This window comes from Salinicola sp. JS01, from assembly GCF_030284585.1.
Classification (GTDB): Bacteria; Pseudomonadota; Gammaproteobacteria; order Pseudomonadales; family Halomonadaceae; genus Salinicola.
This window is the reverse complement of record NZ_CP127244.1, coordinates 1303571-1318030: the sequence shown is the minus strand read 5'-3', so window position 1 is coordinate 1318030 and position 14460 is coordinate 1303571. Positions and strand designations below refer to the sequence as shown.

The 14460-nt window shown below is 62.1% G+C and carries 9 protein-coding genes; 1 reads left to right on the top strand and 8 read right to left on the bottom strand.

Annotated elements, in window-relative coordinates:
* Positions 1-27: 27 nt before the first annotated feature.
* Genes QO259_RS05980 through QO259_RS05965 form a run of 4 tightly spaced genes read right to left on the bottom strand, consistent with a single transcriptional unit; the run spans position 28 to position 7935 of the window.
* A complete protein-coding gene (locus QO259_RS05980) occupies positions 28-879 on the bottom strand; it encodes a tetratricopeptide repeat protein (RefSeq protein WP_285952173.1) in 852 nt (283 codons plus the stop codon).
* Positions 880-4416, bottom strand: a complete 3537-nt coding sequence (locus QO259_RS05975; protein WP_285952172.1) for a T6SS effector BTH_I2691 family protein — start codon at positions 4414-4416, stop codon at positions 880-882.
* 1 nt (position 4417) lies between these two features.
* Entirely contained in the window at positions 4418-5302 is an 885-nt protein-coding gene (locus tag QO259_RS05970; RefSeq protein ID WP_285952171.1) for a DUF4123 domain-containing protein, read from the bottom strand.
* Positions 5303-5304: 2 nt separating this feature from the next.
* Complete coding sequence (locus tag QO259_RS05965; RefSeq protein ID WP_285952170.1) at positions 5305-7935, bottom strand: type VI secretion system Vgr family protein; 2631 nt, start codon at positions 7933-7935, stop codon at positions 5305-5307.
* Between the two features lie 124 nt (positions 7936-8059).
* Between QO259_RS05965 and QO259_RS05960 the strand changes: the two genes are divergently transcribed.
* A complete protein-coding gene (locus QO259_RS05960; RefSeq protein ID WP_035469462.1) occupies positions 8060-8329 on the top strand; it encodes a PAAR domain-containing protein in 270 nt (89 codons plus the stop codon).
* Here QO259_RS05960 and QO259_RS05955 read toward each other — a convergent pair.
* From QO259_RS05955 to tssM, 4 genes are all read right to left on the bottom strand, one after another.
* Positions 8320-9519, bottom strand: coding sequence for a hypothetical protein (locus QO259_RS05955; protein ID WP_285952169.1), 1200 nt, complete (start codon positions 9517-9519; stop codon positions 8320-8322). The two genes, QO259_RS05960 and QO259_RS05955, sit on opposite strands and share 10 nt — an antisense overlap.
* Before the next feature lie 2 nt (positions 9520-9521).
* Positions 9522-10640, bottom strand: coding sequence for a type VI secretion system protein TssA (gene tssA, locus QO259_RS05950; protein ID WP_035469457.1), 1119 nt, complete (start codon positions 10638-10640; stop codon positions 9522-9524).
* A gap of 343 nt (positions 10641-10983) precedes the next feature.
* The gene (locus QO259_RS05945) at positions 10984-11514 is read right to left on the bottom strand and encodes an Hcp family type VI secretion system effector (RefSeq protein WP_035469455.1); all 531 of its coding nucleotides are present in this window, start codon (positions 11512-11514) and stop codon (positions 10984-10986) included.
* Between the two features lie 430 nt (positions 11515-11944).
* Complete coding sequence (gene tssM, locus QO259_RS05940; RefSeq protein ID WP_285952168.1) at positions 11945-14437, bottom strand: type VI secretion system membrane subunit TssM; 2493 nt, start codon at positions 14435-14437, stop codon at positions 11945-11947.
* Positions 14438-14460: the final 23 nt, after the last annotated feature.

Below are 14460 nucleotides of genomic sequence, written 5' to 3'. Positions count from 1 at the left end.
CGCTAGAATCTTGGCAAAGCAACTATCTCAATTGGTGCGACGAATAAAACCACCACCCACCTGAACATTATGTTCTTTCTGCCACTCCTTGGACTGGCGGAGAGCTTCGTCGATCTGCTCTTGAGTCATTTCCTTGGCAATGCGCTGCTTGTCATCAACACCAGCCGAGCCACTGAGGTCATAATACTTATACGCCTCAACAAGGTTCACACTCGTCCCCATACCTTTTTCATAATATTTCGCCAACAAAGGAAACCCAGCAGTATCACCGTCGCCAAACCTACTAAAAACCGCCTTCTTTAACCAGCTAAAAGACTCACATTCATCTTTTGGAACTCCATCACCTTTTCTATACATCGCAGCAAGTAAACCAGCTGAGTCCCTATCACCAGCATCACCAGCCTTACCAAGCCAAAAAACCGCCTTGTCTAAGTCACCACTATCAAACAACTCAGTCCACTGCTTGCCAAGATAAGCTAGACCCAAAACTTTCTGAGAGCGTAGATAACCTGCCTCTGCAGTTTTTAGAAAGTAATCTCTAGATATGCTTAAGCTTTTTTTTACACAATCACCTTTGTAGTAAGCAACCCCCAAAGCGTATCCTGCATCAACAACCCCACTCTTCCATGCTGAGTTCAAGAGAGACATGCCTTTTTTACAACTCTTCTCCACACCCCACTGGCTATTGCCATAAAAATAAAGCAAACCAAGAAGATATTCCTTGATATCCTTCTCAGGTGAGGAGGGGGCTAATATTTCCGCTTTGGAATAGCCAGAGTAAACATCATTTAACGCATACTTCCCCGGATCTTGAGAAACCACACCCGCAAAAGAAACACCAGAAAACAACAAGCCACAAAAAACCAAGAATATCTTCATTCAGATCACCAACTCAAAGGTATCATTCAGCCTAGACACAGCTTTCTTGCTCAGGAAAGACAAGATCAACTGGGGAGAACCACCAAGATCGCTTTTATCAAAAACTCTCTCGCACTCCATAACATAAAAGCCTCCATTTTTGGAAAAGCTGGGCTGACTTGATGAGGATTCACTTCCCATAGCAACAACAGCATCCAATCCAGCATCCTTGCTAACTTTCTGATACCTCCATTCAAATAAAGTATTAACATTTTCAGAAGATATCAAGCGAAGATCGACTTCCATAGAATCTAACGCTGGCAACTTAACCGTCAAATCTATTGTTACATTCTTGCGCGCTCTCTCCACCTCAGCCTTCAAACCTTCCATATCAATATCATAAGGAGACTCAATATATTGATTTGTATCAGGCCTCACCGGCGACCAAGACAATTCTACCAACACCCCTTGGAATACCATCTCCAGCGAGCTTTGCTCCGACGCCATGTCGTCGAACGGCAGGACTTGCATATCTTCTCGTTCCGATGGCTTCCCGAGAATGCTTCGGTTCACCCACATCTGCACCGCCGGAGACACCATAGTAACGAATATAAAGCCCACCAGGAGTGTCACAAGACCGACGAACAGACCTACGAAAACACCGACGACTGTACTTGCGCTGATCACGACGATCGAAGCAATACCGGCGATAACCCCAACCCCGCCGACGATCATGCCATAGTGGCCGGTAAGACTCTGGCCTGTCTTGCTGGCCTCGTTGGCTTCAGTCAACTTCTTTAGGCCATCCCAGATCGAGATCATGCCACCCGCCGCGCCGAGCACGTCGCTGACAAAGGCCCATTTAACCCCACCGATCATCGCGCCTTCTGTCGACAGGCCCAGGCTCGCCATGCGGATCTTGTGGTAGCCTTCGATCCCCGCCATCGCGCCGCCCGCCAAGCTGATACTAGATCCAATGATCTTGCTCCAGTCGGCGCCCTCTTCCTCATCCTCGAAGGCACCTTCTTGCCAGGAGACGATCAGGCTCCATAGCACCAGGCACGCACCGGCAACCTGGCCACTCCCCTTGTGGGCGCTGAACAGGGTGTTGCCGATATCCCGGGCGTTCTGCGCCAGATCACTCAGGCGCTGCTGTTCATCGCTCGGCGTATAGCTATCAGCCGGTATCTCTGCACCACTACCCCCCGTCACCGCTTTGATATCCACGTAGACTGGCAAGGCAATCCGTACCGTTCTGTCGCTATCCGCCATTGGCGCGGAAAAGTTGCCGACCATCCCGTCCAGAGACTTCATTGCCTTGCTGGTATCGGCACCTTGATTCGGCTTTTTGGCACTTGCTTGCGAGACGGCACGTAGCCACTGATAGAGTTCAGAGAGCTTGATCTCCCGCTCGACCATGGTGGGTGCCGGCTGCTCGCCGTCCAGCGCTTGCGGGTCGGCCATGAAGGCCAGTTGGTGGTAGCGCACGAACTGCGATAGCGCCGGCTTATAGTCCGGCGCGGGCACACCAGCGGCTCGGTACAGTACCAGCGAGGCAATCGAGTTGCCGACCGTCGTTGCCAATAGGTCCTGAATCGGGCGCCAGCGGCTGATGATCTGGTCGCTTGTCGGCGCGCGCCCGTCAGGCTTTTGCGTACGTGCACGTACCTGCTGAAAACGCTCACCCCATGACTTTAGCGTCTGCGCCGATAGCTGTGACCCAGCGGGCAAGCTACCTAGACGCTCCCGGGCCTGCGCGATCATTTCGGCGTCATTGGCAAAGAGCGCCGCGAGTAGCGGCGACTCACTCGACTCGAGGTCGTCGGCCAACAGCTTCCATAAGCCACCACTGGAGGGCGATATGATACCGCCACGCAGTGCATTGCCTATCAGGCCACTGAGCCCCAGCCCGGTCCAGTAGTCGGACTGGCTGTAACGGCCAATCACGGCGGGTAAACCATGCCTTGCCCAGATGGCATAGTCATCGTCGAATACGGCGGCCAGACTCTGGCAATGTGCCGTATTCTCTTCGTAATCGGCTCTGAAGCGGTCGAGAGCATCGGAGTCGTAAAGCTCATCGAGCTGGTCGGCGTGCCTATCCGCCGCTCGCTGGGCTTCGGATTTGAGATTTTGGAGCAGGAACCGCTTGTGCTGAAGCTCGTTTTCTATAAAAGGAGTCTGCTTTTGCATTTCGGCTTGTCTGGCGATCGCCGGATCACTGCTAGCCGCCCGGCGGTCGAGTTCGGCCTGCTCGTGCTCCAATTGCGATATTCGCTCTGTCAGCCGCTGTCTCTCTTCACGCAGCTCCTCGGCTTCTTGCTGCTGATCACGTAGAAAGTCCTCCTTTTCCGTCTCAGCTTCGCGCACGGCCCGATTCAACTGACCTAGACGCCGCTGGTGCTGGGCGCGCTCACGGGGAGAGGAGTTTTCCCGGGAATACTCCTCCTCCTGAAAGGCATCCCGCTCAGCACGCGCCTTATCGATTTTGTCACTCAGTGACTGCTCCTGACTCGCCACGTAGCTACGCGCGAAGTTCTTCTTGAAGGCATCGATGGCCTGCATACAGAGCAGTTTACGACGACGCACATTGTGTATCTGCGCCTCATCCTCTTCTTCTTCCTTGTTGTAGAAGAATTCTTCGACGCTGGCCAACGCCTGATGCCGATAGGCGTTCAATTCGTCGATGATGCCGATCTCGTCCTTGACCGCGAGAATGAGCCCCTTGCCCTGGTATTCACCGCCGGCGTGGTCGAGCCGGCGTTGCATGGCGTCCCTGAGTTCACCGGGTTTGAATAGCGATCGCACCGGACCGCTGGACCAGAACTGTTCATCCAGACTTCCTGCTGCCGCGCTGTACTCGGCGACTTTCTCCAGTTCATCGATGCCAAAGGCGCAAGATTGCCGCTGTCCACTCACCCATGCCGGGATGTTCACCTGCTGCATGTGGGCCTTGCGCCACGCCTCATCACTGCCGATCATCTGGATGTGGGCGTTGGACCAGGGGTGTTCGCTGAAGGCGTAGTAAAGCGTGCCCGACTTCTCGGGAAACGGCAGGGTGACAATAGAAGCATCCAGGACATCGCCGGGCTTGGCCTGACAGCTTTCGGGAAACTTGATTTCGTCCAGCGCCCGCGGCTGTAACACAGGGAACTGATAGTATTTGCCGTCGCTGGTGATCGCGTAGGCGTACCAATGATTCTGGTCGGGGTTGTCCTGATCGTAGAAGTAGAGATACCCCTGGCGTAACTGGCGCAGAATGTACTTGTTGACCTGGCTGCCGGTGCTCTGCGTCAGCTCCGCCCTGACCTCGTCGGGCACACTTCTCGCCTGCTCTTCGCCGCCTACCAGACTCTTGTCCAGCAGGATGTCGGTGAACTCCTGGATTCTCGAGGTCTCGAGTTCCGGTATATCGCCATTGCGGTCGTTACGCTGGCAGACGGCGTAGCGCACGGGAAGGATCGGTAATCCCTTGCGTTCACAGAACTGGCAGCGCCCGCTCTCCTGGCCCGCCGCTTCATTTTCCGCTGCGTGAGCGCCCGCTTGAGATGGTGCCGTCATACTATGTCATCTCCCCCATGTTCGATATCGCTTCCCAGTCAGCGTCGGAAAGCTGATTCGACAATCCAATGTAATTCAACCGTCCGCCCAGGCGGCCCAGCAGCGTCTGCATGATCGGGTGGCGATGAAAATCGATCCGCGTGATCAGCCCGTGAAGGACGAAGGTGGCCACGTCTGCTCGGTCTCGCAGACCGAGGTCGTGTGCGGCGACCAACAAGGCGTCGACGCTGTTCGCGGGCGCTGCCGAGAGTCCCGCCGAGCCAGGGAGCGTGCGATAGAGCTCCCGGCAGCGATTGATCTGGCCAATGCGCTGTATGGCACGCCACTGCTCGGCGCTGGGTTTCAGGCCGCCGAGCCGGCGAACCTCTCCGTGTGGGTCGAGTGCGCGCAGCTTCATCTCGGTATCGAGATAGACCCAGCGATCGATGGGCCCCAGCAGCGCCGAAAGCTGCCAGCGCTCGAGAATGCGCGGCAGGTGCTCCAGCACCCGGGGGTCGTAGAAGCGCAGCAGGGCTGGCTTCCCTTCCGGCGTCATCTGCTTGAGCTGGCGGCCGAGATAGGTGGCAATGCTGGTGCTGGCATGGTGAGAAATCAGCCAGCCGCAGAGCGGCACAGGGCCGAGCAGCCCAGCACCACGCTCGGCGCGCTGATGATCGAGTTGCGACGCCAGCGCCGCGGCGCGGCGTTGGTCCATCCGTTCGAGATAAAGACGCTGGGCAGGTGTCTGGGCCAGCAGCGGGTGGCGAATCAGCGTCGCCCGCTGGCGAGCCCCGCCGCTCAGCGCCCAGTCCGGTGACTCCGAAGGGTCCACCAGACGGTAAAGCCGCCCTTCCCTGGCGGCCTCATTGGCATCGGCCATCCACACCGCATCGCTCACGCTGCGCATTGCTAGCTTTCCACGCTACCATCACCGCTGCCTGCCGCAGCCTGGCTCTTGCTGGCACAGAGCACGTCTTCCCCCTCAGGCAGCTCGGGCGGTGTGGCGTTCAGGCTCGCCGGCCCGCCGAAGTTCTTCGTCGCGCCCTTGACGGTGACCTTGCCGGGGGCGTGCAGCTCGATATTGCCGCCCTTGATACGCACGTAGGCACCGCCGCTGACCAGCAGAATCTCCTTGGCGGCAGCCAAGTCGATCTTGTCTTCCGTGGAGGTGACGCCGAGATCCCGCCGCGCGGTGGCTTCCAGGTTGTCCGACTGCGCCTGGATATCCACCTTGCCCCGCGCCGCGAACAGTTTGATGCCGGCCTTCTGCACGAACAGCGAGAGCTTCTCGGAGATCGAGGCGACCAGACTCTTGCCGGTGGCCACGTTGACGTCCTCGCCGCTGGAGACGCTCAGCGAGTGGCCCTGGGCCAGGTGGGTCGATTCCGGCGTGCTCAGGGTGATCCCGGCGGGCGAGGCCATATGCAGCCAGGGCGCTTTCATGCGTGCCGCTTCGCCACGGCCGCCGCTGTCGGTGGCACCACGGGCGTTATCCTGCTTGGCATCCGCAAGCTGTTCGCTGTTGCCGTAGGTGTCGTCGGCATCCTCACCTGCCTGCTTGAGGTGGGTACGACTGTCGAGTGCTTCGGCGTTGTGATTCTGGGCACTCTGGCTCAACGTGTCGGTGAGCTGGTAGGCGCTGTCGAGCTGCTGTTTGGCCGGGGTGAGGTCGAGCTGGTCACCGCTGGCGCCGAGCTGGCCCCAGCTGGTGAGGTAGAGCCCCTGATTGGCGCGGATGGCGCCATAGGCATCGGTGCGCAGCTCGAAGCCGGTGCCGCGGAAGGCGCCGCGGGTGTTGCCGGTCTGGTGGATCAGGTAGCCGAGGTTGAGCTGGCTCTTCTCGGCTTCGGAGTTGAGGCGGACGCGCTCCTGGTCGGTGGCGTCGTCGAACACCAGCTCGTTGTACTTGCTGCCGCGATAGGTCTTGCTCTTGAACCCGGAGAGCAGGCCGTGACTGTGCCAGTCCGGCGTCTGCTCGCCGTTGTAGACCCGCCCGGTGATCAGCGGGCGGTCGGCGTCGCCTTCGAGGAAGTCGACCAGCACTTCCTGGCCGATACGCGGCACGAACACGCCGCCCCAACCGGCGCCGGCGTTGGGCTGGGAGACCCGCAGCCAGACGCTTGAGTTCTCATCGTTTTGCCCCTGGCGGTCCCAGTGGAACTGGACGCGCACGCGGTTGAGGTGATCGGTGTGGATCTCTTCATTGGCCGGGCCGACCACGGTGGCGGTCTGCGGCCCGCCGATCACCGGGCGGCGGTGGGTCAGCGGATGGCGGTAGGGCTGGCTGAGGCGCTGGGCCTCGAGGTCGACCAGAAAGTGGCCGGTGCCGCCAGTCGCATAATCCGACAGACGCTCGCCCGTAGGATCTGGGGTATCCGCTTCGAGCCCGTGCGCCTGCTTGGCGGCGTCGAGCTGGGGCTGCAGGCTGCCCGGTAGCGCCTGAAGCTGGGCCGAGACCGGCAGCGCGTTCTCGGCGTGGACGGTGACGCCCAGCAGCAGGAACTGGCGCTCTTCCTCTCCTTTTCGATGCCGGCCGCCGCTGTCGTGCAGCGGGTGCTGGGTGAGTTCGAACCAGCGCCCGGCCTGGAGCTGGCGCGCGCCGCCGCTGCCGCGGAAGCGCTTGGCGCGGGACTCATGGGCTTCCAGGCGATTCTCGGTCAGCCGCTCACCGCGCTCATAACCGTGGTAGTAGTACTCGCCGGCGTAGTCGTAGAGTTCGGTCTTGGGCAGGTTGCCCTGGTCGCTGAGGGTGTCGAGCCCGGTGCGTTTGGTCAGCGAGGGCTGCTTGTAGTCGAAGGTGCCCACGCTGACCCGGGTGGGCTGCTGGGTACGCACACCGCCCCACTGGGTTAGGGCGTCCTCACGCTCGGTGGCCGCCTGGCGGTGGAAGCGGATCGCCTGGGGGCTGACCGGTTGGGTGGTGTCGACATCGTCGGTGAAGACGATGCGGTGGCCCGCATAGTCGTCGTCTTCGCCAGCGAATTCGGCATACCACCAGATGCCTTCTTCCTGTGCTAGCCGGCTGATGAAGTTCAGATCGCTCTCGCGGTACTGCACGCAGTAACTGCGCACCGGGTAGTCGCGGCGCAGATCGAAGCGGTAGCGGCCCTGGGCCAGCTCATGCCCATCGAAGACCTGGGTCAGCACGTCGACCACCGAGCGATCCTGGAAGATACGGCTATCCCGGCCCAGGCCGAGCATCTGAATCCACGGCACCAGGGTGAGCTGGTAGTAGGTGACGCCGCCATCCTCGCCCAGCAGCGCAGCCTCGGAGACCAGCCCGTGCAGCGGGCGGTAGCTGCCGTCGGCCTGCAGGATCGAGAGCCGCGCCGGCTGCGCCATCAGCGTCTTGAGCTCGATATCGCCCTGCTGGGAGATGCAGTCCAATGTGTAGGTGAAGGGCGCGCTGACGCGCTCTTCGCCCACAAGCCGATGGGGCACGAGGGCGACGCCGGCAACGTCGAGGGTCAGCAGCCGCTGCGACTGCGACAGGTCGATATCGAACGTCTCGCGCAGCGCGTCGAGGGTGATGTCTGCCATGTTACCTCCGCAGCCTCTCGTCGGCGGGTGCTTGTTCCCGCGTCGGGTCGATGGCTAAATTAACGCTCGCCGGCTCGCCGAAACGAGCCCGCTCCTTTTCACCCTTGCCAGGAAGCCCTGACCGATGAAAGGCATCGTTGTACTCGGTGACGCCACGAGCCATGGCGGCAAAGTCATTACCGCACAGAGCAGCTACCTGATCGATGGCAAGCCGGTGGCCTGCGTCGGCGACAAGGTCACCTGCCCCAAGGATGGCCATGGCAGCACCACGGTGATCGTCGAAGGTCATCCGACCATGAAGGTCAACGGCAAGCCGGTGGCGCTGCACGGACACAAGACCGCCTGCGGGGCGACCCTGATCTCTTCGCACAACGGCGACAGCGGTCACGACTGAGCCTCCACCGGCTGCGCGGCCGAGGCTACGGCCACCGCCGCGCAGCTCTCGAGCGCCCAGGCCTGGGTGCTCTGCTCTGCGTGCAGCGTGAGTACCAGCGCATGCTGCTCGGGGGTGCAGGCCGCCACCGCCAGCACGAACGGCAACACCCGGGTGGCTTCACCGCTCCAGCCGCAAAGCGCATCGACACCCAGCCCATCCTCGACCGTATCCAGGTCGGGCCAGCGCTCGACCACCGCGCCGCCCAGCTCCACTGCCCGCCCGGGCAGGCCCAGCGCATCGACCACTAGGCGCGAGGGCGCCGCTGATGCTGTCTCTTCGCCACCCGCCTGCTCATCTGCTCCGGATAACGACCCCGCCGCCGGCCACAGCTCGTCGAGCAGCGTGATCAGCGCCTGGCGCTTGTCGTGGTCGCGCCGCGTCGCCCGCGGCGCATGCTCCCGCCGAATGCCCGCCTCCAGATACCAGCCGCTGTCGAACGCCGCGTCCTCCGCCGTCAACCGCTGCAGCAGCAGCGCCGCCACCGCCTCGCCGGGATAGAGCCCACCGCCGCGCGACGTTGGCGTCAGCAGATCGCGATAGCGCAGCGAGCCCACGTCGCTATCGTTGAGCAGCGAATCCGCGCCGACCCACAGCACATAGGGCATACCGCCCTGATCGCCGACCGCGAGCGTGGCGTGCGGGTCCGCCCCCTCCGGGGCCAGCCGCACCTCACCCAGGCAAGCGCCGTACTGGGTTTCGGCGATGACGTCACGCAGGCGTGACTGCACGATGTCGGCGGCTTCCCGCGAGCGAAACGGCGTGCTGAGCAGCACATCGAAGTGGCTCTCTTCGGGCAGCACTTCGAGCATCATCAGCGCTTCGATCACCACTGTCTGGATCAACTGATGCAGCCGCAGCGCCTTGGCGTCGAGCCGGCCCAGGCGCGGCTCGTTCACGCTCATGGCATCGCCCACCCGGTGCACCAGCAGGCGGTAGCCGTCGGCGCCGTAGAGCGTCGACGACAGCTCCGGCGTGGCCGGTTCGGGGATTTCGCCGCTGCGGATGAACCCGGCGGCCGTCAGCGCCAGGCCATCGATGATCCGCAGCCGGTCGGGGAGATAGTCGCTGCGAATCGCGACCGGTTCTTCGACCGGCTCACTGACGACCTGGCGCTGATGCAGGAGATCGAATATCGAGGCGCGGGACATGGTCAGTAGTCATCATCCTTCGGCTGCGTGCCCAGGGTGTCGCGGATGTTGTCGATCACGCCGTGATCCTTGATCACATCCTTGAGCCACTCTTCCAGCGGCATACGGCCCCACTTCACCGCCCGCTCGATCAGATAGGGCACCGGGCTATGGGGCTCGCGCTCCTTGAAGTAGCGCGCCACACCGTTGAGCATCTCGAACGCTTCGTCGCGGCTCTGGGGCTTGGTGCGCAGCGCACCCGCCGGCTCGGCCACCGCGGGGGCCGACAGGCTCGGCTCGACGCGGGTCGCGGCGGGCTCTTCCGCCTTCACCTCGGCGGCAGCCTCGGCATCGGCGCTGGCAGAGACGTCGGCCCCGCGCTCGCGCAGCAGTTTTTCGGTCAGGTCGCGGCACTGCACCAGCACTTTCTGCAACCCGGCGAAGCTCGGCGCGTCGCGGCCGAAGCGCTGATCGCCGATATCGTCCAACTGCTCCAGCGCCACCAGCGCGGCGGCAATCACGGCGTGGCGCTGCTGCAGGAAGTCGGTACTGGTGAGCACCACCGAGCGCTGGAAGATCTCGTCGTTGATCTTGCCGTCGCTGAGGGCACGATCCATGGCATCGGGGTCGTTGCGCGCCTGGTTCTCGACCTGGCGCGACTCGTCGTAGTCGGCCAGTCCGTAGCCGTCACCGTCGAGCAGCGGCAGCGTGCGCACCACGCCGATCAGCGTATCGCCCAGCCAACTCAGCCGTGCCGAGCGCTCTTCGAGGTCATCCTCGTCGAGTTCGGGATAGAGGGTCTCCCAGTACTCGTCGAGCAGCCGGGCTTCGAGGGTCAGGCCGAAGGCGATACCGTCGAAGCCCTCGCGATGCGCCAGCCCCTCGCACAGCCAACCGGCGAGCTGGAGATCCTTGCTCTGCGCGATCAGCGCCTCGCTGGTGAGGTTGATCACCTGGCCCCAGTCGGACTGCTTGAGTTCGGTCTGCCACTCACCCTGGGGCAGGTAGGTGGGGTCGGCGCGGCGCGCCTCCTTGATCTGGTCGAACAGCAGCGAGAAGGTCAGGTCCTCGCCGCCGGCATGGCTGGCGCCCTCGATGGGGGCGAGCAGCGCCTCGATGGAAAGTTCGCCGAGTTGATCCATGTCGTCCCTCGTCAACGGCTCGGGCCGCGGCGGCTATCGGCGCAACGCTCGCCCCGGCAATAAAAATGGCGGTACTCGTCATGGCGGTATTGGCAGTACCTGAACCGCGATGACTGACCGGGAGCGGCGCGGGAGCCCTGCCCCACCGCTCCCGGTCAGTCGACGCGTCACCCGTTGCGCTGGGTCAGCGGCCGTGAAGGCCAGCAACGCAAACGCCCGCGCGGCTCCTACAGGAGAGCCGCCGGGCGTCGGCGCCACACGCCCACCCGCCGCCACGGGTGAGCGCTGTGCCGCTCGGCCGCTCGCGTAGAGCGGCCGTCGCAACTCGGGCGCGAGCCCGATATCAGGCGTAGACCTTGTTGCGGGTGCGGTCCCAGCCGCCGGCGACGTTGCCGCCACCCTGGCCGTCGGAACGCTTCTGCTGGGTGTAGGTGATCTTGATCCGCGCGTAGTTGAACTTGACGGTTTCGTACGGCAGGTCGTGACGATCTTCGCTCTCGTTCTGCTCGAAGCCGGTCGACACGGAGGTGCCTTCCATCTCGGTCGAGGAGACGATCACCTCTTCCAGCTTGACCTCCATGTAACGCACCTTGTCACCACCGGCGCGGTTCACGTGCAGCACGACTTCCTTGATGTGCTGACCTTTACAGCAGGACTCGAACAGCTTGGCGGACGCCTTGTCGACGAATTTCTGAATGCGGAATTCGCTCAGGTTGACGCGCTCGGCCGAAGCACCGCCGGCAGAACTGGCGGTGGCCGAAGTGGCCTGGCTAGCGCCGAAGTCGAAGCTCTTCAGTTCGATCCAGTCGACGTGTTTGTCGTCCAGGCTTTCACCGGGGATGCCGTCGATCTTGAGATACGCATCGAATGCCATGTGCTCTGTTCTCCTATTTACTCACTCGCGAATAGCCGCTCCTGATGCGCGATGGCAATCGACCTCACGCATGCCGGGCGACCCCTGGCCCACTTGACGGCCTTCGAAGGACTCGACGACCGAAAAGCATACAAACCTCAACCACTTGTTCTTGCGGGGAAAAACAGCAAGACCCGCAAATAACGAAGTTTAATTAGGTGATATCAGAACCAATGCATACGCTTTTTTGTAAGAGATCGCCTACAAAGGCATGGTCAATCTCTTACATGATTGCAGCCGGTTTCAAAATGCCTCCGGCACGCTGCAAAACCTCACACGATTCTGATGAACCTCAATTATATCCACCCATCTTAAACTTTAAAGACAATTTCTACATTTAAACACACTTTACATATTTCGTTACATTATGGGAAAACAGCAGTGCACGTCATCACTGCTGCTTCTTGACTTCGATCTCTACTCGGCGGTTCGGCGCCAGGCACTCGATCAGCTGCGCCCGCGGCTGATTGGGGTCACAGGTCACCAGCGGACGCTCGCTGCCCGCCCCCTTGGCCTCGATCAAGCCCGCCGGCACGCCCTTGCCCACCAGGTACTGGCGCACGGTCATCGCCCGCTGCAGCGAGAGCTGCTGGTTCACCGCCTCGTTGCCGATCGGGTCAGCGTGGCCGGTGATCAGGATCTGCCCCAGGTCCTGGGTGTTGAGCAGGCGCTGGGCCAGCTCGTCCAGCTCTTTCTGCCCCGCCTGCTGCAGCCCGGCGTAGTCGCCACGGCCAAAGGCGAACAGGGTGTCGGACTCGAGCACGATGGTTTCGGTACTGGTCAGGGTCTGTTCAAGCAGGCTGTCGATATAGTTGCGGCTGCTCGAGACCAGGAAAGCGTTGGAGGTGATCCGCGGCACGTCCGGCTCGTGAATCTGCTGGCTATAGAAGTCGATCTGGCGACCGGCGTAGCGGTAGTCGGAGCGATCCTCGTCGATCTTCGCCCCGGTACGCTGCTGGATCGCCGGATACCAGAACGCTGGCAGGCGGTTGCGCAGGACCTCAGTGTCGATGTCGGCACGCTCCATGTCCGACAGCATCAGGTAGGTGTCCAGGGTATTGCGACCGAACTTGGCCAGCGACTCCGCGGTGTTGTCCCGCGGTCGGGCATAGGGCGCCACGGTGTCGGGCCCGTCCACCGCGTGCAGCTCGTCGGTGGTGCGTTTGTAGACACCGATGGTGGTGAGCGAGAACAGCGAGCGAGTCAGGTTCTGCTCCACCGGCTCCAGCATCACCGTGCGCAGGCGATCGAAGTAGCGCTCGCGGATCGCCGGCTCGATCGCATCGCCCTGATAAAGCCCCCAGCCCATCGACCAGGGCACGCCGTCGCCGTGCTCGCGCTGGTAGTAGTGGCTACCCCAGTCACGCAGCGCATCGATGCTGTACCAGCGGGCGTACTGTGTCGGCTGTTGGTCATCCGCGGTCGCGGCTTCGGCGAAGGTGTGCGACATCGCCTCGATCTCGCCGTGGTTGCGCACCGCCGAGGTGATCCACAGGGTACAGGCGACGATCCCCAGCGCGGCGGCGGCCAGCCCCCAGCGCAGCTTGCGCCGCTTGCCACGCACGTCCGTCGAGTAGAGCCCGGCCAGATGGCGGTCGGCGATGATCACCTGACGGAACAGGTTGCCGATGAAGAAGGCGTGATTGACCCGCTCTTCTGAGAGCTGCCCGGGCTTGGCCAGGGCGAAGTGGCGACCCACGCGGCTGGCGTGCTCACCTTCGATGGCATCGCCCTCCTGCAGGGCACTGACGAAGTAGAAGCCGCGCAGCAGCGGTGCGCTCTGATAGGGATTGGCGTTGGTCAGCGCATCGACGAAGCGGGTCAGCGAGTCGCGCAGCGCCGCCAGCTCCAGCGGGAAGCGGAAGGCCGCCACGTCGCGGCGGGTATCGACCACGTCACGCTGGACGATCTCGTCGTCGCCCACCTGCAGCCAGTGATGGCACAGCGCCTGCAGCGCGCTGTCGAACTGCTGCCCCCAATTGACGTCGCTGGGCTGCTGATGCGGAAAGGTATGCCCGAGCACGTCGCTGCGATGCTGCGGATCGAGGCGCTCGAAAAAGGTGGTGAACCCTTCGATCAGGTCGCACTTGGTGAACACCAGATAGATCGGCAGCCGCGCCTCCAACTGCTCGCGCGCCTCCTGGATACGCTCGCGCAGACGCCGCGCCAGGTTGTTGCGCTGGGTATCGCTGGCCTGCACCACGTCGCTGATATTGACCGCGACGATCAGGCCGTTGAGCGGGCAATGGCGGCGATGCGACTTGAGCAGAGCGAGAAAGCCCTTCCACTTGCCGACCTCCTCCTCACTGTTCATGTAGCGTCCGGCGGTATCCAGCAGGATGGCGTCGGAGCTGAAGAACCAGTCGCAGTGGCGAGTGCCGCCCATACCGGCGACCCGGGCGTTCTCGCGCTCGGCGAACGGGAAATTGAGCCCGGACTCGTAGACCATGGTGCTTTTGCCGGCCGCCGGCTGCCCCACGATCATGTACCAGGGCAGCGCATAGAGCGCATCGTTGCCGCGCTGGCCCTTGCGCTTGCCACTCTGCTTGAGGCGTTCGATGGTCTTGAGCAGGCGCTCGCGCAGCAGGCTGATCTCTTCGCGGTCCTGGGGGCTCGCCTCGAGCACCGCGGCGTCGGCGTCCTCCATCAGCAGATGTTCGAGATTGCGCTTCTGCCCCACCCCGCGGTAGAGCAGCAGCACGTAGAACGCTGACGCCAGCAGGAACAGCACGATCCCGCTGAGCAGACTGGCCAGCGATGAAAAGCCCAGTGCGACGCCCAGCCGCCAGACCAGAAAGATGGCGGCGAAGAACAAAAGCCCCAGGATGTAGGGCTGGTACTTGAAGAAGGCGTACTTCAGATAAGCGATTTTGAAACGTTTCATCGATGCGATCTGCTCATGCTCGG